This is a genomic window from Adhaeribacter soli (assembly GCF_008727925.1).
Taxonomy (GTDB): Bacteria; Bacteroidota; Bacteroidia; order Cytophagales; family Hymenobacteraceae; genus Adhaeribacter_A; species Adhaeribacter_A soli.
Genome location: NZ_VTWT01000005.1, coordinates 177360 through 198295, shown reverse-complemented (window position 1 = coordinate 198295; position 20936 = coordinate 177360). Strand labels below are relative to the sequence as shown.

The window sequence follows — 20936 nt, the reverse complement described above, 5'->3', positions numbered from 1 at the left end:
GTTTAGAACTTTATGGTGGTAGCTTGTTATTTGGTAGCCTTTGGTTAATTTGCGGTTGTTAAGCTTTCTTCGGAAAAGTGATACAGTAGCAAACAAAAGAAAACTTAATACCAGCTTCTACTATATGAAACTTCTTTGGCTCCTTTTAACAGTGGTACTTTTTGCCTGTAATCGGGAGGGTAAAAAAGAGAGTACTCTCCCCTCTACAAATCCGGTAAAGGAGGACTCCTTAGCGGCTGCCAACAAACCTGATAGGCAGGAACAGGAAGTTAAGAATTATGAATCTGCACAGTCGGCGCCTGAAAAGATCGTTTACGCCGATCCGGTTTCGCTTGAATGCATGCCCAAAAGGTTTCAGGATCCGAACTGTGGGACGGGGTTCGAGCCGGGTACATTCGGGAAGAAAACCTATGTGTATGAATCTCCGAAACCAGGCGCCAGAAAAACAGATTCGCTCGCTTTTGCTACTTCGGTAAATATTCTGGCAGAATACCCGGAGCATTACTTGGTATGTACGCCTAAAGCAAAAAGCGGCTATGTTAAAAAGACCGATCTTTATCTTTATAACCAATATGCTGCAGGCGCTCCCGGTGTTTCCTATTATTACCTTATAGGATTAACGAAAATTGGGAATGTAGAAGTCCGGGAATGTGCGAGTAGTGCTTTGAAAATCGTGAAGATAGATGATAAAAAGAAGGTACTGGAGACTTATACCGATAGCATAAAAGGTGAAGACTTTCACCTGGGAGAAATTTATAACAGTACGCTGAAAAATGTAACTACCTTTTTTCATCTGAGTTACAGTTGCTTTGATGAAATAGGCGTTTTCTACGATCATTTTATTGTTGACAATGGAAAACTAATGAAGTTGCTTGTAGAAGGAGGGACAGGAGATGGCGGTTATTCAGACTTCAGTAATGTTTACATACCCATCCGGCTTACCAATGGGAAAAAGGTGGTTCTAGCAAGGAATGGCTCGTTAACCGTTGATTCAGAAACAGGTAAAGTAGAAACGTATCCTTACCCGGCAAATTCCGGCATTCCCATTGAAGATCTAATTGTGGTAGAGGATGTTTCGGTTGAAGCCTTATTCGATGAGGATACCGGCAAATCAAAATACAATAAAGATGGCACTGCGGCTAATGTTCGAACGGTTCTTAAAGTGGTTTATTACCGGTGGAACGGAAAGGCTTTACGAAAAGTGAAAACTATTGGTCCTGGTTAAGATTCCGGAAAGAGAAGGCAAGGTGTTTTGGGGGCTGTGAAAATAATGCTAGCCTTTTCGCCGGAAAATCTTCACAGTTGAAGGAAAATTGCTAAACGAATAGCAGAAACAAAATGCTATGCCAACTGCCCGAAAAAGCAATTAACAATCAGCAATCAACAATTAAACAATTAAACAATTAAGAAAGATAAGCCCCAAAATTTCCGTCTTCCGGGAAAGAAACTTCAATGTGTTCGTTGAGGGTGGTAGCCAGGGAATAACCGGTATAGGTAGCGGCTACGGGGAAAAGGGTATGGTGCCGGTTTATTAAGGTGGCAATTTCAATTTTGCTGGCCTGCGCATTCAGGAACAGCGGCAGGCTGTAAGCCAGCGTCCGGCCGGTATTCAGCACGTCGTCTACCAGAATTACTACTTTGTTTTGCAGGTTCTGCAGCTCCGGTGTTAAAGATAAGCTCTCTTTGGTCGGCACCGTTTTGTTTAGTTTCAGGCGGTGCAGGTGCAGCGTGATCGGGGAGATTTTCTGTAATTCCTGCTGCAGTAATTCGGCCAGTACGTAACCGTTCGGGGCCACGCCTACCAGTACCAGTTCGGCTTCTTCAAAGTTGTGCTCGTAAATTTCGAACGCAATGCGGGTAATTTTCTGGCGGATCTGGCTTGCATCCAGAATCCGGGACTGGGCGTTGAGGGTAGAAGCCATTAACGGAACATCGATTTGATACTGCCCCAGGAACGCTCCACCGAGGAAGGATTGTTTATAAAAGCCGTAGTAAAGCTGGAATTGCCGTCGGTGCTTTCTACGGTAAGCTTGTAGGTAATGGTGCCGGTGCGGTTGGGAACGCTGCGCAGATCGGTATCGATGAAAGCGTAGCGCCGGCTGCCGGAAACAGAAAGGGCGTTGATGTGGCGGAACGAGGTTTCGTTGCTGAGTTTGCGGTAAACCTCGAAGCCCGTAACCGTGTTTTCGTTTGCCAGTTCCCACTCCACTTTCACGTCCGTGCCTTCGAAAGCGGCGCGGAAATAATTAAGCGAAACCGCCAGCTCATCGGCAAAAGCCGCAGCCAGGGTAAGGAAAAACAGAAGTCCGACGGTAAAAATACGGTTCATAAGCTGCTCTTTTCAGCACAACAAATATATACAATTTATTAATGATTCAACAATACGACGTGTTAAAAATAAATTTCGTTGCCTGGGGTTTGTAATTTCAGAAAAAGGCTGTATTTTTGCAGTCCGAAAGTTGAAATTTTATAAACCCATTTATAGTAATGAAAAAGGACATTCACCCACAGTACAGAGAGGTGGTATTTCAGGATACATCCAGCGATTTTAAATTTATCACCCGTTCTACCATGACTTCGAACGAAACGATTACCATGGAAGACGGCAAAACGTATCCGGTAATTAAGGTAGAGGTTTCTTCTGCTTCCCACCCGTTCTACACCGGTAAAAACCTTTTCGTGGATACAGCAGGCCGTATCGACAAATTCAAGCAGCGTTACGCGAAAAAAGCGTAGTTTTAAGCCGCTAATTAATATTAAGAAGTCTTTCCGAGGTTTTCGGGAAGACTTTTTTATTTTTGTATCATGAACCTGATCCTCTTCGACGAACCCGCCATCCGGCAGAACCTGCTGCCCTTCACGTTCACCCGTCCGGTGGCCGATATCCGCGTTGGTATTTTAACCATTGCCGAAAAATGGGCGCATTTTGCCAAACAACCGGTCTCTTTCCTGACCCAGCGGTACCTGCAGGCTAAATTCTCCGATAAAACTGCTGCCGCTAATATTTACGTGAACGGCGCCGTTTTCCCGGACGAATTTCTGGCTGCCGATATCGCGGCCCTGACGCCCGGCGAAGCGCTGATGCACGAAGGCAGGCTCATTGCCTTAAATGCTGGAGCAGAATTTTTCGGTTTGCCGGAGCACCTTTACGACCATGAACCGGCCACCCGCCGCGAACTCGTGCAACCGCACATCGTGCTGCAGCAGCCCTGGGAAATATTCGTGTTCAACGCCGCCCAGATCCGGGCCGATTTTAAACTGGTTACCGCCGGAAGAGAAAGTCAGCCGGTAAACGACCGGCATACCATCGTTTACGGCGAAGAAAATATTTTCATCGAAGAAGGCGTAAAGATCCGCGCGGCCGTTTTAAATGCTGAAAGCGGCCCTATTTACCTGGGCAAAAATTCGGAAGTTCAGGAAGGTTCGCTCATAAAAGGCCCGTTTGCGCTTTGCGAGGGCAGCGTGGTAAACATGGGGGCAAAAATGCGCGGCGACACCACCGTTGGCCCGCATTCCAAAGTAGGCGGCGAGATCAGCAATTCCGTGCTTTTTGCGCACTCCAATAAAGGCCACGACGGTTTCCTGGGGAATTCCGTAATTGGTGAATGGTGCAACCTGGGCGCCGATACCAATACCAGCAACCTGAAAAACAACTACGCCGACGTAAAGCTCTGGAGCCACGCGCAGGGCGGTTTCAAAAATACCGGACTGCAGTTCTGCGGCCTCATGATGGGCGACCACTCGAAATGTGGCATCAACACCATGTTCAATACGGGCACAGTAACGGGCGTAAGCGCCAATATTTTCGGTTCCGGCTTCCCGCGCAACTTTATCCCAAGCTTTGCCTGGGGCGGCGTCTCCGGTTTCGAAACCTACCAGCTCCGGAAGGTATTTGAAGTAGCCGAAAAAGTAATGGCCCGCCGCGGCAAAGTTTTGGACCAGACAGAAAAAGACATCCTGACGCACGTTTTTGAAGAAACCGCGGCAAGCCGGAATTTTTGACCCGAACCTAGTAGCTAAATCAGGGGAGGGAATTTTAACCACCCCCAACCCCTCCTTGAAAAAAGGAGGGGAGCTGCAGTCTGCTGAATTTTAGCATCAGTAGTTTTGATTAGGATGGTTGAAGCATAGGAAAACGGTAGCCTTTCAGGCTAAAATGGTCAAGGGGAGTAGTAAGAAAAGCTCCCCTCCTTTTTTCAAGGAGGGGTTGGGGGTGGTTGTTTTTAATCAGGCTGGTTGTTTCAGCCAACCCGGAAACAGCCAATATCAAGGCAAAATACCGGCAAAAGAAAAACCTCACAGGTTTCCAAAACCTGTGAGGTTTGAAAGGTGAGGTCTGAAATAAAACGTTAGCCATTGAGGCTAAAAAAGTAACATATAAGTACAAGCCTCCAAACTCCAGCTGTTTTTAGCTGGCCGGGGGTGGGGTAAATTATGCAGTTCAATCAAATTATCGGCCATGCCGAAACCAAGCAAGTTCTCATAAATTCGGTGCGTAACCGGCACGTGGCGCATGCGCAGTTGTTTATGGGTTCGGAAGGAGGAGCCAACCTGGCGCTGGCCCTGGCGTACGCCACGTTCCTGAATTGCGAAAACAAGCAGGAGACCGATTCGTGCGGACAGTGCAGCAGCTGCTCTAAAATGAATAAGCTGGTTCACCCGGACATGCAGTTCATTATGCCGGTGGTGAATACGCCGAAAAAGGAAGCGCTGAGCGTAAATTTCCTGCCGGAGTGGCGCGAGTTTTTGCTCGAAAATCCCTACCAGTCGCTTAACGATTGGCTGCAGTTTATTGGCGCGGAAAATAAGCAGGGCAATATTTCCAAGGAAGAAGCCAAGGGCTTGTTGCGTTTGGTTTCTTTAAAGGCTTTTGAAGCGGAATTTAAAATTGTGCTCATCTGGCTTCCGGAACTGCTGAACCCGACTTCGGCCAATGCCTTGCTGAAATTGCTGGAAGAACCGCCGCCGCAAACTATTTTCCTGTTGGTATCGAATTCGCCGGAAAAACTGCTGGCTACTATTCTTTCGCGGACGCAGCTGGTTAAAGTGCGGGCTTTTTCGCCGGAAGAAACCATGCAGTACCTGAAAGAAAATTTCGGGACCGAGGAGCAGAAGGCCGCCCAGATCGCGCAGTTGGCTGAAAGGAATTTGCGGTTAGCCGGCCAGCTGAGCCAGGAAATGACTTCCGATTATTTTTCGTTCTTTGTAGACTGGATGCGCCTTTGTTTTTCCGAAAAGTTTGCGCCGGTAATTAAAATGAGCGAAGACTTTCAGAAGCTGGGCCGCGAAAACCAGAAGAACTTCCTGCAATACGCGCTTTCGGTTATCCGGCGGGTGATGCTTTACGGCGTGGATCCGGCCCTGGCTGGTTTCGTGCCACCGGCCGAAGCCGATTTCGTAAGCAAGTTCTCCAAAGTAATTCAGCCGCACAACGTAGACCTGCTGAGCAACGAACTGAACCAGGCGCACTACCACATCGAGCGCAACGCCAACCCGAAAATGGTGTTCGTAGATGTATCGCTGCAACTGGCAAAGTTTCTGAAAATGAAATAATTCTCGTATGTTCACTTTAAGACTGTTCGATTGTTCGAAGTTCGAATTTTCGGCAAATGAATAAAGTCGAACAATCGAATACCGAACAATCGAATAATCTAAACTATGGTAATTTCTGACAAACCGGTCCGGATCGGGACGCGCGGCAGCAAGCTTGCTTTATGGCAGGCGTACAACGCGGAAGAGAAACTTAAAGCGGCGGGTCTGCAGACCGAGATCGTGATCTTCACCACCAAGGGCGATAAGATCTTAGATGTTTCGCTGTCCAAGATCGGTTCCAAGGGCGTTTTTACCGAAGAACTGGAAGAAGCCTTGCGGGATGGCAGTATCGATATTGCCGTGCACAGCGCCAAAGATGTGCAGTCGAGCCTGGACGATGACCTGGAATTGCTGGCCTTTATGGAACGGGAAAATCCGGCCGACGTGCTGCTTTCCTTCAATCCGGAATTAACCCTCGACAGCGAAAACATTGTAGTTGGTACATCCTCTACGCGCCGCAAAGCCCTGCTGAAAAAGTTTTACCCGAACATCAGAACCGTAGAAGCGCGCGGCAACCTGCAGACCCGTCTGCAGAAAATGGAAGAACAGCAGTTCGACGGGCTGTTGCTGGCTTACGCCGGCGTGCACCGCATGGATTACGTGAAATGGATAACCCAGGTGCTGAGTTTTGACCAATTCATTCCAGCTGTAGGGCAGGGGAGTGTAGCCATTGAAAGTGCTAAAAGCCTGGACCCGGCCCGGAAGGAAATACTGAAGCAGGCGCTCAATCACGAAGAAACCGCCGTTTGCCTGAGAACCGAACGCGCCTTTTTACGCACCATGGAAGGCGGCTGCAGCATTCCGTCGTTTGCCCTGGCTTCCCTGCACGAAGGGCAGGTATCCATCACCGGCGGCATCATCAGCCTGGACGGACAACAAATGATCCGCGAGACGTTCAGCGGTGCAGCTTCGGATGCCGAAAAGCTGGGACGACAACTGGCTGAAACCGTGCTGGAAAAAGGAGGAAAAGGAATTCTGGCAGATATCAGGGCGCAGCAGAAACAGATGTGATTATTTGTGATCCTGATTTAGATTTCGTTGCGAAAATGGGATGCAATACGGTAGAAATGCCACCTGTAGAGACGCCCTAATAGGGCGTCTCTACGATTTAATGATAATCCATTCCCCCGACATTTTCGACAATATATTTTCTGCCACACCTATGCGTTAGAAATTCCGGAAATATTAAAATCATTTTCCCATCTTCACGTTTTCGAATTATTAGCACATTACCACATTAAAAAATTAGCACATTAAGAATTATGTCTGTTTTTAAGCGTTTTACCTTACCGTTTTTGCTCGTTCTGCTGGTGGTTTCTTCCGCCTTTGCTCAGAAGAAAAAGAAGCCTTCCAAGAAAGACGATGTCGTGACCATCACCACGCCGCAAGGCGAAATCAAGCTGATCCTCTTTGACCAGACGCCTTTGCATAAAGCGAATTTCCTGAAGCTGGCCAAAGAAGGTTATTTTAATGGCACTACCTTTCACCGGGTTATCGAAAATTTCATGATCCAGGGCGGCGATCCGAACTCCAAAAACGATTCGCCGAACGACGACGGAGCGGGCGGACCAGGATATACCATTCCGGCGGAATTTAACCCGGAGTTGAAGCACGTGAAAGGCGCGGTGGCGGCAGCCCGTACCGAAAACCCGAAAAAGGAATCGAGTGGCAGCCAGTTTTATATTGTACAGAACGAATTAGGCACGCACTTTCTGGACGGAAATTATACCGTTTTCGGGCAAACCATTTCGGGCCTTGAAGTAGTAGATGCCATTGCCAAACAGCCGAAAGATTACCGCGACCGTCCGCTGACCGACGTGAAAATGACCGTGAAAGTGGAAACGATGAAGAAGAAAGACATCACCAAAAAATACGGTTACCAGTATCCGGAAATGGCCAAAAAGGAGAAGAAGGTAAAGGAAGCTAAGGTAAAAGAAAAAGTAAAAAGCTAAGGCCGGAATGGTGAAAATGCGTTTGCTTATTACCGGTTCAAATGGCTTGCTCGGGCAGAAGCTGACCGGTTTGCTGGCCGAAAATCCGGAAGTAGAACTCCTGACTACCTCGCGCGGTAAAAACAAGGTGGCCGGTATTTTTCCGGAGGTTAATTTCCGAAGCATGGACATTACCCGGCCAGAAGAGGTACAAGCTGTTTTTGAAAATTTCAGGCCTACGCACGTAATTCATACCGCCGCCCAGACCAACGTAGATATTTGTGAAACCGAACGGGAAGCCTGCTACGCCCAGAATGTAACGGCCGTGCAATACCTGGTTGAGGCCTGCGAAAAATATAATACGCACTTTACGCACGTTTCCACCGATTTTATTTTCGATGGCGCAGCCGGTCCTTACGACGAAGAAGCTGCTCCTAAGCCGGTGAATTACTACGGCCAGACCAAACTTGAAGCAGAAGAGATCGTGAAAAAAGCGGCTTGTCCGTGGGCAATTTTGCGTACCGTTTTGGTTTATGGGATCGTGCATGATTACGGCCGTTCCAACATTGTGCTGTGGGTGAAAAACAGTCTGGAAGCCGGAAAAACCATTCAGGTGGTAGACGACCAGTTCCGCACGCCTACTTTGGCCGAAGACCTGGCGCAGGGCTGCTGGCTGGCAGCACAGAAAAGTGCTACGGGTATTTACAATATTTCCGGCGAAGAATTGCTCACGCCTTACCAGATGGCCTTGCAGGTTGCCGATTATTTTAAGCTCGATGCTTCCCTTATTCAGAAAACAGATGCCTCTAAGTTTACCCAACCGGCAAAGCGGCCACCCAGAACCGGGTTTGTTATTGAGAAAGCTAAAAAAGAACTGGGCTACAAACCGCACACGTTTCAGGAAGGCATTGGCATAGTGGCCGGTCAGATCTGAGTTAATTTATTGCACGTCTTATTTTTTACCGCAGCCGGAATTTTGATTCTGGTTGCGGTATTTTTTTCAGGAAGTTTTGGCCGGAGTTCGTGATCGATACGTATTGTTAAATATCTCTTTCCCCGATTATATTGTTTTCAGAATATTAGCCAGGCAGGAACAGCAGTATGCACAACGTCCTTATCTTAAACTACCATGCTATTGAAACCGGAAAGCCTTCCGTAAATACTCCGGAAGTCCAGGCCTTGACGGTAACCAGGGAGACATTTGAAGCCCAGCTGGCCCTGATCAATAAATTAAGAATGCCGGTAGTTTCGCTGGACCAAGTAGTGGAAGCCATCTATAAAGGCAAACGCTGGCACCGGCACGTACTGGCCATCACCTTCGACGGCGGTAACGAAACCGATTACGAAGTGGCCTATCCGTTACTGAAACACTACAGTTTTCCGGCGGCCTTTTTCATTACGGTTCAAAATCAAACTTCCCCCGAAAGCTGGGCGCAGTATCGGAAAATGGCCGCAGCCGGTTTTTTGCTCGGTTCGCATACCCTTTCCGGCAGCAATCTTTTAAAACTTCCGGGACCTGAACTGCATAAGGAACTGACCGAATCGAAGCGCATTATTGAGGCGGAAACCGGAACGGAGGTGAAATATTTATCGGTGCCGGAAGGCTGCTACAACCGTGAGGTAATGTTTGCCACCGAAGATGCGGGTTACGAAGCCATGTTTACTTCCACGGTAGGCGTGAACCGCTGGAATGCGCACCTCTACCAACTCAAACGCTGGACCATCCACCGCAAAACCACCCTGAAAGAATTCGAAAACATGCTACACCGCAACCCCCGCGAACTGCAGCTCCGGCAAATGCAATCGCAGGTACATGATTCCGGGGTGAAGCTTATGCATAGAAGCCCATTTCAGAAGATTAAGCACTTCTTTTTTGGGGAGAAGTAGTAGGTTGAGATTTTACAGTTGTTACCGGTTTTATTCTAGTTGATGCGCTATCTTTGTTTCATGAAAAACAATACATTCTTAAAGAGCCTGGTATTGGGCTGTTTAATAAGCGCATTTCTTCCTTTTTCTTCTAATGCACAAAATGGCCCTGCGAAGCAGTGGGATAAAACGTTTGGAGGAAGCAATGAAGATGCTATATCTTCTATCAAGCAAACTTCTGATGGAGGATACATAATGGGAGGTAATTCACAATCTGGCCAGAATGGAAGTAAGAGCGAGCCATCAAGGGGGATTAGTGACTTTTGGGTTGTGAAGACAGATGGAAATGGGAATAAGATTTGGGATAAAACCTTTGGAGGAAGTGAGCCGGATGGGCTTTCAGCCTTACACCAAACCTCAGATGGAGGTTATATTTTAGGTGGATGGTCCAGGTCAGGCCAAAGCGGAGATAAAACTCAGCCCCTGCAAATGAATCAGTCACCTTACGAAGATTTTTGGATAGTGAAAATAGATGCTTCCGGAAATAAAGTATGGGATAAAAGTTTTGGCGGAGTTGAGCCTGATTGGATAAATGATCTACAGGTAACTTCAGATGGCGGGTTTATTTTTGGAGGTAGTTCAGGTTCAGGTCAAACTGGCGATAAGAGCCAGATAAACGTAGGAAGTAATGATATATGGATAGTCAAAACGGATGCATTGGGGAACAAAGCTTGGGATAAAACCTTTGGCGGAACTGATTCAGAAGTTTTAACTTCTATAAAACAAACCCCTGACGGAGGATATGTTCTGGGCGGCCCTTCCAGATCTGGACAGACAGGCGATAAGAGCCAGCCCGGCAATGGAGGTACTGATTATTGGATTATTAAAATTGATGCCCAAGGGAATAAACAATGGGATAAAACCTTTGGAGGGGCTGATAATGATGAATTAGCCAAAATAGAACTGACTAATGATGGCGGCTATATTCTCGGAGGTAACTCACAGTCAGGCCAATCAGGAGACAAAAGTGAGCCTGGCAGAGGAATGAATGATTATTGGGTAATAAAACTAGATGGCTCTGGAAATAAAGTCTGGGATAAAACCTTTGGCGGAAACAGTGCCGATATCCTGACAGATTTAGACATCACCTTGGATGGTGGGTATTTTATTGGTGGAATTTCTTATTCGGGTATATCCGGGGATAAGAGCCAAAACTTACAAGGTACAACAGACGGATGGTTTCTGAAGTTAGATGCTAACGGTACAAAAGTTTGGGACAGGACCATTGGCGGAGCAGACGGAGATGTTTTTAATGCCTTACAACAGACTTCTGATGGAGGATATATTTTAGGAGCAGGATCTTATTCTGGTATGAGCAGAGACAAGAGCCAAATTTCTGAAGGACAATCCGACTTTTGGGTTGTAAAGTTAGGTCCTGATGTTCTGGGCGCAATTGATGAAATCTCAACCTCAAAAATCCAACTCTTCCAAAACCAGCCAAATCCTTTCTCAAAGCACACCAGCATTAATTTCAATTTAGCTAAACCGGAAGAAGTTGCACTAACGGTTTACAACAGCCTCGGCCAAACGGTAGCAAAACAGCGGAAAAAGTACGTCGCCGGTCAGCATCAGGTACAATGGCAGGAACTCGTACAAAACCGAAACCTGAAAGCCGGCACTTACTTTTACCAGTTAACAGCCGAGGGTTTTCAGGATACGAAACGAATGATCCTGCTGAACGCATAAGCTGATCTGGATACAAATCCTCCACATAAAAAAAAGGCTGCCCCGAAATCTTCCGGGGCAGCCTTTTTACTTTTTCAGTCTGAAACCTTAGCGTATTTCCACGGCTTGGGCCACGGCGGCTTCGTGTTCTTCGCTGTACACGCGCTTGATCCAGCGGGGCAGGAAAATAGAGCCCAGCATCAGGTATAAATAATGTGTTACAATGCGGTAAAGCAATACAGTAAAGGTGGTTAAAGCGCCTAAATAGGCTCCGAAGAACGTAGGGAACGCAATTTCGGCAATGCCCGCGCCGCCCGGCGTAACGGCCACCATCAGTACCACTTTATAGCTGAAGTTCCGGGCGAAAATAAGCAGGTGGTCCATTAGATGAAGGTCGGTGAAGGCGGCAATGAGGCAGTTGATGAGGAAGTAGCGGGCCGTCCAGACGAAGGCGGTGGAAAGACCGGCTTTGACCCAGTAACCGTAGGTATGGCCTTTAATTTCGTGGGAAGCCCACACCAGTTCGTTGCCGTGGCGGAAAGCCACCGGGCGCCAGCGCTTTAGGAAACTGAAACTGAAAATACGGATGAGCAGACGTTTTACGGCGTTCGGGTTTACAAAAAGCGCGTAGGTCATAATAGAGGCATAAACCGTTACCAGCACGTAGCTCGTAAGAAAAGCATATTCCAGACCCTTGCTTACGGAAAAGCCTGCCCCGTGTACTTCGGGGAAGATCTGATGCGCGCCGAACAGGAAAATAACCGGCGCAACCAGCACAAAATACCAGTTATCGAGCATGGCCGTTACCATTACGTAGGCCAGCGATTTTCCGAGTTTTATGCCTTCCTTGTGCAGCAGAAACGTAGCAATGCCGGTGCCGCCCACCACTGAAGGCATTACACAGGAAGCAAACTCCCAAAGCATGATCACGTCGATGGATTGTCGCCAGCTCAGAAATTTACCCGTAATGTGGCGGATGCGGTACATGTAGCCAAAATCGCGGATTATAAGCACGGCAAACGTGATCAGGATCCAGTGGAGTTTAGCCTGAAGCAGATTCGAGAACTTCGCCGATTCCGGGTCTTTGTAGATCATCCAGGCCACCACAATTAGGCCCAGCAATACCGGAATGGCAATTTTGGCAGGGGTAAAATGACGGAGAAAACTGCGTTTATTTAAATCCATTTATTCGGGATCGCTTTCAGTATGGGTAAGGGTTTCAGGCGTGGCATGAATTTCAAAGTTATTGAATCCTTCGCTTACCTGCACCCAGATTTCGTTTAGTTGAATTAACTCGAGAATAACCAGAAAGTTAAAGATCACGCCTATTTTGTCCGGGTACTCGGTTAACAGTTCGGTAAACTTCATAATGCCCTGGGTGCGGACCTTGGCCTGCACAAAAACGCGCTGTTGCTCGATGGTGTAGGGATAAGTGTAAACGGTGTGCTTCGGCCGGTTTTCTTCTTCCTCGAACCGCTTCATCACGTTCTCGAAAACCCGCATCAGCTTATACAAACTCAGGTCCTGCAGTTCCAGCTCCACCGAATTCTTGGCCGCCAGGATCTTCATTTCGTCTTCCACGTTGCCGCGCTTTTCCTGCTTCAGGCGGTTTTCTTCCATTGCGGAAAGTTCCTGCAGCACGCTTTTGTATTTCTTGTACTCCAATAGGTGCTGCACCAGTTCTTTCCGCGGGTCAATTTCGTTGCCTTCTTCGTCTTTTTCGGTGCGCGGCAGTAGCATTTTGGCTTTAATGCGCATGAGCGTAGCGGCCGTCAGGATAAAATCGCTGGCCACTTCCATGTTCAGGTTCTCGAGCTGCTTCAGGTAATCCATAAAATCGTTCGTGATCTTGAAGATCGGAATGTCATGGATGTCCAGCTCATCGCGCTCGATGAAGAACAGCAGCAGGTCGAAAGGACCTTCAAAAAGGGGTAATTTTATTTCGAAACTCACTTTTATCGGTATCAGGAGGCAAGTAGCAGGTAGCAGGACCTGGTTTGCCGGTACTTTTTTCCGGTAAAACGGTAGCATTTTGCCGGAATTGTAAAATTACGGAATAATTTGGCAGGAACCCCACCTAAATCCTCCCCTAAAAACAGGGGAGGACTTTTGATGCAGTAAACTTTAGGTAGCGGCAGGGTTTGGAGGGAAATGCTGGAATAAAGGTGATCCGGTAATTTGAATTATTTGGAAAATTTTTTCCAATAAGCGTGCGGACAGGTCGCGACCTGTCCCTACAAAAACTCCCTCCCCTGAATTAGGGGAGGGGTACTTTTCTGCCGAATTTGCGTTTATGCATTATGCTGAAACTGCTTTCAAATAAACTTAACTGCTTGCTCCTTATTTTCTTGTGTTGCGTTTGCAGGCACGAAGCTTTTGCAAAACAACCGCAACGCCAGAAACTGAAGATCGAGCTGGGGCAAACGTTCCGTAACGATAAAGTAAAAGTTTACCTCAACCAGAAACTGGTTTATCACCAAACGCTTACTACCCCGGATTCTGCCCAAATCACAGATGCTTTTAAAGTTCCTAAACCAAAGAAACCCTTTGCTTTAACGGTAGAAATAAACGACGTAAAATTCGAAAAAAGCAGCCCGAAAAACGCCAGGGAACTGGATAAAGAAGATTATTCCCTCCTAATAAATTACCATCCGGAAACCGAAGAAATTGAGATAAAAACGAAGATCGTGATCGTGCTTTACGATTGATTTTGAACAGGATTAAAGGATTATAAGATTTTTGATTTTCTCGAATGATTTTTTTCCCAGCCTGAAATTTCTGTACGGGCCGGGCTTGTCCCTGCCCCACATTATTGCGATAAATCCCTGCCTACATTATTGCGGTAGTAGCAGGCAGCTCCCCTCCTTTTTTTCAAGGAGGGGTTGGGGGTGGTTTCACAGTATTGCGTAAAAGTCCTCCCCTGTTTTTAGGGGAGGATTTAGGTGGGGTAATTTTTCCACCCATAAACATACCCTTTAACACAAAATTGCGTTTAACTTTCAGGCCTCAACCCCAGGCTCGTGGAAGCGTGGAAAATTCGGGCGGCGGCATATTCGAAAAATGTGTAATTTTACCTGCTTAAATGCGCAAATAAACGAAAGCCGGAGGCAAACTTTTTTGCACAGTTTTTGTTAAGATACTAATTAGAAACTCACCCAGCATGACCATAGAACCCGGACCGCTGTTAGCGAACATCAATTCGCCCGATGACCTTAAGAAACTGAGCCAGGACCAATTGGTACAGGTTTGCCAGGAGTTGCGCCAGTTTATTATCGACAATGTGTCGATCTACGGCGGGCATTTCGGGGCCAGCCTCGGGGTAGTAGAGCTAACGGTAGCGTTGCACTATATCTTCAATACGCCTTCCGATCAATTGGTTTGGGATGTAGGGCACCAGGCTTACGGACACAAGATCTTAACCGGCCGCCGCGACGTTTTTCATACCAACCGCAAATACAAAGGCCTTTCCGGTTTTCCGAAGCGCAAAGAATCGGAGTACGATACGTTTGGCGTGGGCCATTCATCAACTTCTATTTCGGCAGCGTTGGGTATGGCTGTGGCTTCGCAATACAAAGGCGAAACCGAAAAGCAGCACATTGCTGTGATCGGCGACGGTTCCATGACGGCCGGTATGGCGTTTGAGGCGCTGAACCACGCGGGCGTTACCAATTCCAACCTGCTCGTAATTCTGAACGACAACTGCATGTCCATCGATCCGAACGTGGGCGCGCTGAAAGAATATTTAACCGATATCACTACTTCCCGCACCTACAACAAAGTGCGCGACGAGATCTGGAACATTCTGGGCAAGATCAGCAAATTCGGCCCGAATGCGCAACAGATCGCCAGCAAAGTGGAGAGCGGCATTAAAGCAACTTTACTCAAGCAAAGCAATTTATTCGAGAGCCTGAAGTTCCGGTATTTCGGTCCGGTGGATGGCCACGATATCAATCACCTGGTTTCGGTTCTGAACGATCTGAAAAACATTCCGGGCCCGAAACTGCTGCATTGCGTAACGGTAAAAGGCAAAGGCTACGCCCTGGCCGAAAAAGACCAGACCAAGTGGCATTCGCCGGGCTTGTTCGATAAAATTACCGGCGAGATCTATAAAACGGTACCGGAAAAACCGGAGCCGCCAAAGTACCAGGATGTTTTCGGACATACCATGGTAGAACTGGCCGAACAGAACGATAAAATTATGGGCATCACCCCGGCCATGCCGAGCGGTTGTTCCCTGAACATCATGATGAAGGCTATGCCGGACCGCGCGTTCGACGTGGGCATTGCCGAGCAGCACGCGGTTACCTTCTCGGCTGGTCTGGCCACGCAAGGGTTGGTGCCGTTCTGTAATATTTATTCCAGCTTCATGCAGCGGGCTTACGACCAGGTAATGCACGACGTTTGCCTCCAGAACCTGAACGTGGTTTTCTGCCTCGACCGCGCTGGTTTAGCTGGTGCCGACGGCCCGACGCACCACGGTGCTTTCGATATTGCCTACATGCGCTGCCTGCCGAACATGATCGTTTCGGCGCCGATGAACGAATCGGAATTGCGCAACCTGATGTTCACGGCCAGTCAGCCGGATATGGGGCCGTTTACCATCCGTTACCCGCGCGGCGAAGGCGTGATGCCAGAATGGCGCACCCCGCTGAAACGCATTACGGTTGGTACCGGCCGGGTAATTCAGGAAGGCGAAGAAGTAGCAATTTTAACCATCGGTCACATTGGTAACTACGCCGTAGATGTTTGCACAAAACTGCAGAAAGAAGGCATCCGTCCGGGCCACTACGACATGCGTTTTGCCAAGCCGATCGACGAAAAAATGCTGCACGAAATTTTCCGGGAGTACGACAAGATCATTACCGTAGAAGATGGTTGCTTGCAGGGTGGTTTCGGTAGCGCGGTGCTCGAGTTTATGGCCGATCATAACTACCATGCGCAGGTAAAACGCCTCGGTATTCCGGATAAATACATCGAGCACGGCAGCCAACTGCAACTGCACAAAGAATGCGGTTTCGCGCCGGAAGACATTGAACGCACCGTGCGCGAAATGATCCTGCAGCCGGTAACGGTTCGATAAAAACACTAGGGTTTCGGCCTGAAAAACTAACTTAAACCTCACAGGTCTTCGAGACCTGTGAGGTTTTTTTTCGTACTTTCGTTTGCTTCTCCGTCAGCGAAAGCAGGCGGCCACGAATTACGAAATAACGCTACTGAATCCCCTGAAAAACTATGACTACCAAACCTGCCGAAAACACGCTTGTATTCCTCCACGGCTTCTGTGAAAGCAAAGAGATCTGGACGGACTTTATTTCAAAGCTGCCGGAAACATTTCATTGCGTGTCTTTAGACCTGCCGGGCTTCGGCGAAAACCCGGAAACCCTGGAGAACCATTCGATTGAAGGCATGGCCGAAGCGGTCCACGCGGAATTAAAGCGGCTTCATATTAAAAAGTGTGTTCTGGTAGGACATTCCTTGGGCGGATACGTAGGTCTGGCTTTTGCTGAAAAATACCCAAAAATGCTGCAGGGTTTGTGTTTGTTCCATTCCAGTGCCTTGCCCGATACCGAAGAGAAAAAAGAAGCCCGCAATAAGACCATCGAATTTGTGCAGAAGCACGGCGTAGACGTTTTCATGGATTCTTTCGTGGCCCCGCTGTTTGCCGCAGACAACCGCGACAAGTGTAAAAACGCTATCGAATTACTGAAAAAAATCGGCAAGGCTACTCCGGGAGAATCCATTGTGAAAACGCTCCGGGCTATGCGCGACCGCAAAGAACGCCTGCAGGTTTTAAAAAAAGCGGCTTATCCGGTGCTGATCATTGCCGGCAAAGAAGACGGCGCCGTGCCCCTGGAAGCTACCTTGCAGCAATGCCATTTGCCGAACAACAGCACCACGGTTTTCCTCGGCGGAACCGGCCACATGGGTATGTTCGAAAAACCTTACGAAACCCGGAAATCGGTAGAGAAATTTGCGGAGCTGGTATTTGGGTAGAGAATCCTTATTCTGATTTTTTCCGGGCGAGGGCGATCCGGGCTTTGCGGAGTTGCCTCGTAGCCAGAAATTGCAGCTTTTCATGGAATAAGATCCAACCACCAAACCCTCCGATAATGCTTCCGATCAGAATGTCGTAAAAGCGGGTTTCGATGAGGTTCGTTGGGTTTTGGGTTAAGGAAGCTCCGGTTTCGGCCAGGAAAATGGTGAGCACGGTAATGAAAACTACCGCAATGCCGTAATTGCGCACAACCAGGAATTCTACCATTATTTGCAGCGCTATAATGCCGAGGCAAATTTGCAGCAGGCTCGGGTGCAGTAATAAGATTCCCCAGGTTAAAATTAGGCCAACAAAGGTGCCTAAAATACGCTGAATGCTTCGTTGCCAGACGTGCCGGGTGCTGATGCCCTGCATGACGGCGGCACAGGAAGTGGGCACCCAATACGGGTTTTCGAGTTCCAGTAAATTCCCCACCAGCAAAGCCAGGCCCACAAAGAAACCGTAAGTTACCGACTCAATAAAGTTCACGTAGGGGTTTTTGTTTACGGTAATGGTTTCGTTGCCGGCGTTCAGCGGCCTTAAGATAAGCAGGCTGTAAACTAACCCAATTACACAGGAAATGATGGTTCCGATACCGATCAGGCCGAGCTTGTGCGGTACGGTGGCAAGATTGAAGGGCTGGCAAATGGCTACCGATGCGAGCATCAGGAAAAAGAAATTACCGGGCGGCCGCACCATTTTCAGGAAGTACAAGGCCAGGTGAACTGCAAAAGAGAAAATGCCCAGCACCAGCGCCGCTACATACGGATCAAAGCTGAACGTTACGCCCACCGCAAACGAAAGCAGGATGCCGAAGGAGCAGGCCATCAGGATGATCATGCGGTTCACTAAATGTTGCGACTGGATGTAAAGGATAACCAATGCCGCCATGGAAGCCAGTTTGCCATCCTGCAAGTGCCCGGTATAATAGCCCGCCAGCACCGGAATGCCCACGCAAAGCCCCGCCACCACGGGCAGGTGCCACTTGCGGTCGGTTTTGCGGATTTCAAGAAGCTGGTTCAGCATAGCAGGGAAATAGGATTGCTACTGCAAAAGTGCAGCTTTGGTTCAGGCAGGTAAGGGAAAGGGTATTTTGCAGGAGGTAAGGAACCTGCGTTTAGCTTGCTCAAATAAAAAATGCCAGTTAAGAAAGTCCCTGGCATTTAAATACATTATGGCAATAATCATTTACGGATGCTGCATGACTTCTTTCGGAAACTTATCGGCGATCAGGTTCAGGTTAATGCCATGCTCCATAAAAGCTTTTAAGCCGTCCAGTACGGTAGTAAAACCGCCGGTCGCATCTTTGATCACGTGCAGCAGCGCGTCGCCGGTTTCCTGAAAGCCGTGGTTTTTAATGGTTACGTAGGTAGCTTTTTCGCTGAGTGCTTTAAAGTTAAATTCTACCGTAGTAGCCGGTTCGTCCCATTCAACGGTGATTTTCTCATTCGGCAGAATTTCTTTTACCAATACGTTGGCAGCAACGCCGTACATTTCCCATTCCCAGGTTATGGTTTTGCCGGTTTCCAGTTTGCCGCTGCCTTTCGTAAACCAGAAATTCTTCGTGATCTCCGGATCGATGAACGCTTCAAAAACTTGTGAGGCCGGTTTTCTTATCAGCATTTGGGTTTCTACACTTTGGGAATGGTTTTGCATTTCAGAACTTGGTTTATAGAATAGGGAGTGTTAGATAGAAAAATTTAACGTCTGGAGTATTTTATTGTATCCGTTATTTATCAATTTCTAAGCAGGCAATTTCCTGGTATTGCTCCTCAGAAAGAAAGCTTTTAATACTTTCATAATGATGAGAAATTACGATTGCCAAATTTTTGCTTGAGGTATTTCCGACCCGAAGCCAGATTATTTTAGGCGGATGGCCATGCAGTGTGACCAGATCAAAGAAATCAGAATCAAAAGTAACAATGTGGTAGCCATTTTCTTTCGCGAAGGTCCAGATTTGCCGGTCGGTTGAAAACTGGAGACCGAAGTCTTTAACGTGTCTGGCCTGGGGGAAAAGTTCTTGTAAATGAAGGATTACCCGAAAGGAAATATTCTGGTCGAAGAGCAGCTTCACGAGGCAATTCTGAGTTTATGCTCCCGGTCGGCCGCATATGCCAAAGCACATTGGATATCTTCTTCGGTTAATTCCGGATAGTCTTCCAGAATCTCCTGCGTGCTCATACCCGAAGCCAGCCAGCTCAGAATATCGTAAACCGTAATGCGCATGCCTCTTATGCAAGGTTTGCCAAACCGAACTTGCGGATCGATGGTAATTATTTCTGAATAATGCTTCATGAGACTAAATTAAGGGTTTCTTCCTGTTAATCAAACTGGTTTACTTATACACGTTCCGGTAGATTGTTTGGTTTATAAAGAAAAATAGTTGAAAGGTAAAAGGATGAGCATTCTGAAATAAAAAAGCGCCGGATACTTACACCCGGCGCTTCAGTTAGAAAGTTGAAAAATTAATTCGCCTCCACGTATTTCTTAAAGTTGTCCAGAATGGCCTGCCAGCCCTGGCGCTGCATTTCTGCCGAGTTGGTATCTTCGGCATCGAAGGTTTCAGCTACCTTGGTTTCGGAACCGTTGGTGGTAAAATCTATTTTTACTTTACGGCCGTCGCCGAGGGAATAGGTGATCAGTTCGTTTGGTTTTACTTTGTCATAAGTGCCTTCAAAATCGAAACCGAAGCTGCCGTCTTTTGCTTCCATGCGGGACAGGAATTTTCCGCCGGCGCGGAGATCGTTTTCGGCGCGGGGCGTGTGCCAGTCGTTGGAGGCGTTGTTCCATTGGGTTATGTGCTCGGGTTCGGTCCAGAACTGCCAAACTTTTTCTACCGGCGCGTTAACGGTGGTTTCTATGGTAATGCTGATTTTTTCGGAGGTGTTCATAGGTTTAGAATTTAGGTTAAGGTGATTGATGGATTTTTTGGTTAACGTTTAGGGCATTATGGAAGCGGCGGATTTTTAGCACTAATGTTCATAAGAAGAACTACACTGTGGTAAATCACAAAAGTATCATAGAAGCACGTTCCCCGATATTGCGGCAAATCGATGTTCGCGGTTTTTTTTTTTAGTTCTTCAGTATTTTGTTTAGTCCATTTTTGAAATATAGATATCTACTTCGCCATCACTCCAATCCTTACTTCTTTCATCATACACTTCGAAATCAAATCCAAAACTTCGTTTTATGTCCGAATTTCGTATTTCTTTCCAGGTATCGGTTATGCAACCGGTCATAGCCCCTTTTGCAGTAAATTTTATGTATTCCTGAGCAGGTATCATTAATTCTGCAAGTTCTTTAGGCGTTTCTGAATGCTTACCTACTTTACAGCCGATAAAATATGAAAAAGGGGCTGTTTCACCTTTTTCGTAGTCAAAATAAATAGCATAGATCTCATCGGATAATTTTTCGGTGATAAGGTCGAAAATTTTATCCGTTTCAAATTTATGCCATAAGTCCCCACAATCTTTACTGGATTGTTTATTTTGGTTTGTGGTTTTACCGTTCAGTTTGAGCCCAACTAATTTAAATTCGTCTTTTCTTTCTGTCATAATAAGTGTTTTTAATTTAGTACTTATAACTGCATTCTGTTTTACAAATGCTGCTAACTTGTTTATAGCAGCCATAAAGCGGCCGGGTATTTTTTTGCTAATGTATGTTATTTTTACAGATTGGCAAATGGGCTTTTACTTGCTGAATACTAAGGGCTTATGTGCGTGTATATTTATGTTGCGTGTTTTCACCATAGCCGTCAGGTTAAAGACAAAAGCAGGTCATTCTGAGCT

At 47.3% G+C, this 20936-nt stretch carries 22 protein-coding genes; 12 read left to right on the top strand and 10 right to left on the bottom strand.

Features of this window, described 5'->3' with window-relative positions; all coding sequences use genetic code 11:
• The first annotated feature begins 151 nt into the window (after positions 1-151).
• On the top strand, positions 152-1225 hold the full coding sequence (locus F0P94_RS10455; RefSeq protein WP_150903827.1) for a hypothetical protein: 1074 nt from the start codon (positions 152-154) through the stop codon (positions 1223-1225).
• Positions 1226-1403: 178 nt separating this feature from the next.
• On the opposite strand, the gene F0P94_RS10450 is transcribed toward F0P94_RS10455, so the two are convergent.
• Positions 1404-1922 (bottom strand): phosphoribosyltransferase family protein, encoded by a 519-nt coding sequence (locus tag F0P94_RS10450; protein ID WP_150903826.1) that lies wholly within the window; start codon positions 1920-1922, stop codon positions 1404-1406.
• Positions 1922-2329: a hypothetical protein gene (locus F0P94_RS10445; protein WP_150903825.1), complete on the bottom strand. Its 408-nt coding sequence runs from the start codon at positions 2327-2329 to the stop codon at positions 1922-1924. Before F0P94_RS10445 ends, F0P94_RS10450 begins: the two co-directional genes overlap by 1 nt.
• Positions 2330-2487: 158 nt before the next feature.
• Here F0P94_RS10445 and F0P94_RS10440 point away from each other — a divergent pair, with 158 nt between their 5' ends.
• The 8 genes from F0P94_RS10440 (at position 2488) to F0P94_RS10405 (ending at position 11135) form a co-directional block, all read left to right on the top strand.
• On the top strand, positions 2488-2736 hold the full coding sequence (locus F0P94_RS10440; RefSeq protein WP_150903824.1) for a type B 50S ribosomal protein L31: 249 nt from the start codon (positions 2488-2490) through the stop codon (positions 2734-2736).
• Between the two features lie 69 nt (positions 2737-2805).
• On the top strand, positions 2806-4002 hold the full coding sequence (locus F0P94_RS10435) for a GlmU family protein (RefSeq protein ID WP_191907009.1): 1197 nt from the start codon (positions 2806-2808) through the stop codon (positions 4000-4002).
• 432 nt (positions 4003-4434) lie between these two features.
• On the top strand, positions 4435-5553 hold the full coding sequence (locus tag F0P94_RS10430; protein WP_150903822.1) for a DNA polymerase III subunit: 1119 nt from the start codon (positions 4435-4437) through the stop codon (positions 5551-5553).
• 105 nt (positions 5554-5658) lie between these two features.
• A complete protein-coding gene (gene hemC, locus F0P94_RS10425) occupies positions 5659-6603 on the top strand; it encodes a hydroxymethylbilane synthase (protein ID WP_150903821.1) in 945 nt (314 codons plus the stop codon).
• Between the two features lie 251 nt (positions 6604-6854).
• The gene (locus F0P94_RS10420) at positions 6855-7544 is read left to right on the top strand and encodes a peptidylprolyl isomerase (RefSeq protein WP_150903820.1); all 690 of its coding nucleotides are present in this window, start codon (positions 6855-6857) and stop codon (positions 7542-7544) included.
• Between the two features lie 16 nt (positions 7545-7560).
• Positions 7561-8457 (top strand): SDR family oxidoreductase, encoded by an 897-nt coding sequence (locus F0P94_RS10415; protein WP_150904006.1) that lies wholly within the window; start codon positions 7561-7563, stop codon positions 8455-8457.
• 167 nt (positions 8458-8624) lie between these two features.
• Entirely contained in the window at positions 8625-9410 is a 786-nt protein-coding gene (locus F0P94_RS10410) for a polysaccharide deacetylase family protein (protein WP_150903819.1), read from the top strand.
• 60 nt (positions 9411-9470) lie between these two features.
• Positions 9471-11135, top strand: a complete 1665-nt coding sequence (locus F0P94_RS10405; RefSeq protein ID WP_191907008.1) for a T9SS type A sorting domain-containing protein — start codon at positions 9471-9473, stop codon at positions 11133-11135.
• Positions 11136-11222: 87 nt separating this feature from the next.
• On the opposite strand, the gene F0P94_RS10400 is transcribed toward F0P94_RS10405, so the two are convergent.
• A complete protein-coding gene (locus F0P94_RS10400) occupies positions 11223-12299 on the bottom strand; it encodes a lysylphosphatidylglycerol synthase transmembrane domain-containing protein (protein WP_150903817.1) in 1077 nt (358 codons plus the stop codon).
• Positions 12300-13067 carry a segregation and condensation protein A gene (locus F0P94_RS10395; protein WP_191907021.1) on the bottom strand — a complete coding sequence of 256 codons (768 nt, stop codon included), beginning with the start codon at positions 13065-13067 and terminating at the stop codon, positions 12300-12302.
• A gap of 380 nt (positions 13068-13447) precedes the next feature.
• Between F0P94_RS10395 and F0P94_RS10390 the strand changes: the two genes are divergently transcribed.
• The 3 genes from F0P94_RS10390 (at position 13448) to F0P94_RS10380 (ending at position 17108) form a co-directional block, all read left to right on the top strand.
• A complete protein-coding gene (locus tag F0P94_RS10390) occupies positions 13448-13822 on the top strand; it encodes a hypothetical protein (RefSeq protein ID WP_150903815.1) in 375 nt (124 codons plus the stop codon).
• A 452-nt stretch (positions 13823-14274) separates the two neighbouring features.
• Positions 14275-16194, top strand: a complete 1920-nt coding sequence (gene dxs / locus F0P94_RS10385; RefSeq protein WP_150903814.1) for a 1-deoxy-D-xylulose-5-phosphate synthase — start codon at positions 14275-14277, stop codon at positions 16192-16194.
• A 152-nt stretch (positions 16195-16346) separates the two neighbouring features.
• On the top strand, positions 16347-17108 hold the full coding sequence (locus F0P94_RS10380) for an alpha/beta fold hydrolase (RefSeq protein ID WP_150903813.1): 762 nt from the start codon (positions 16347-16349) through the stop codon (positions 17106-17108).
• 7 nt (positions 17109-17115) lie between these two features.
• Here F0P94_RS10380 and F0P94_RS10375 read toward each other — a convergent pair whose 3' ends face one another.
• The 6 genes from F0P94_RS10375 to F0P94_RS10350 all read right to left on the bottom strand — a co-directional run bounded on the left by F0P94_RS10375 (position 17116) and on the right by F0P94_RS10350 (position 20777).
• Positions 17116-18174: an FUSC family protein gene (locus F0P94_RS10375; protein ID WP_150903812.1), complete on the bottom strand. Its 1059-nt coding sequence runs from the start codon at positions 18172-18174 to the stop codon at positions 17116-17118.
• A 162-nt stretch (positions 18175-18336) separates the two neighbouring features.
• The gene (locus tag F0P94_RS10370) at positions 18337-18804 is read right to left on the bottom strand and encodes an SRPBCC family protein (RefSeq protein ID WP_225307189.1); all 468 of its coding nucleotides are present in this window, start codon (positions 18802-18804) and stop codon (positions 18337-18339) included.
• Between the two features lie 73 nt (positions 18805-18877).
• On the bottom strand, positions 18878-19222 hold the full coding sequence (locus F0P94_RS10365; protein ID WP_150903811.1) for a DUF5615 family PIN-like protein: 345 nt from the start codon (positions 19220-19222) through the stop codon (positions 18878-18880).
• Entirely contained in the window at positions 19219-19443 is a 225-nt protein-coding gene (locus tag F0P94_RS10360) for a DUF433 domain-containing protein (protein ID WP_150903810.1), read from the bottom strand. Before F0P94_RS10360 ends, F0P94_RS10365 begins: the two co-directional genes overlap by 4 nt.
• 170 nt (positions 19444-19613) lie before the next feature.
• Entirely contained in the window at positions 19614-20039 is a 426-nt protein-coding gene (locus tag F0P94_RS10355) for an SRPBCC family protein (protein WP_150903809.1), read from the bottom strand.
• A 201-nt stretch (positions 20040-20240) separates the two neighbouring features.
• Positions 20241-20777: a GyrI-like domain-containing protein gene (locus tag F0P94_RS10350; RefSeq protein ID WP_225307188.1), complete on the bottom strand. Its 537-nt coding sequence runs from the start codon at positions 20775-20777 to the stop codon at positions 20241-20243.
• Positions 20778-20936 lie beyond the last annotated feature (159 nt).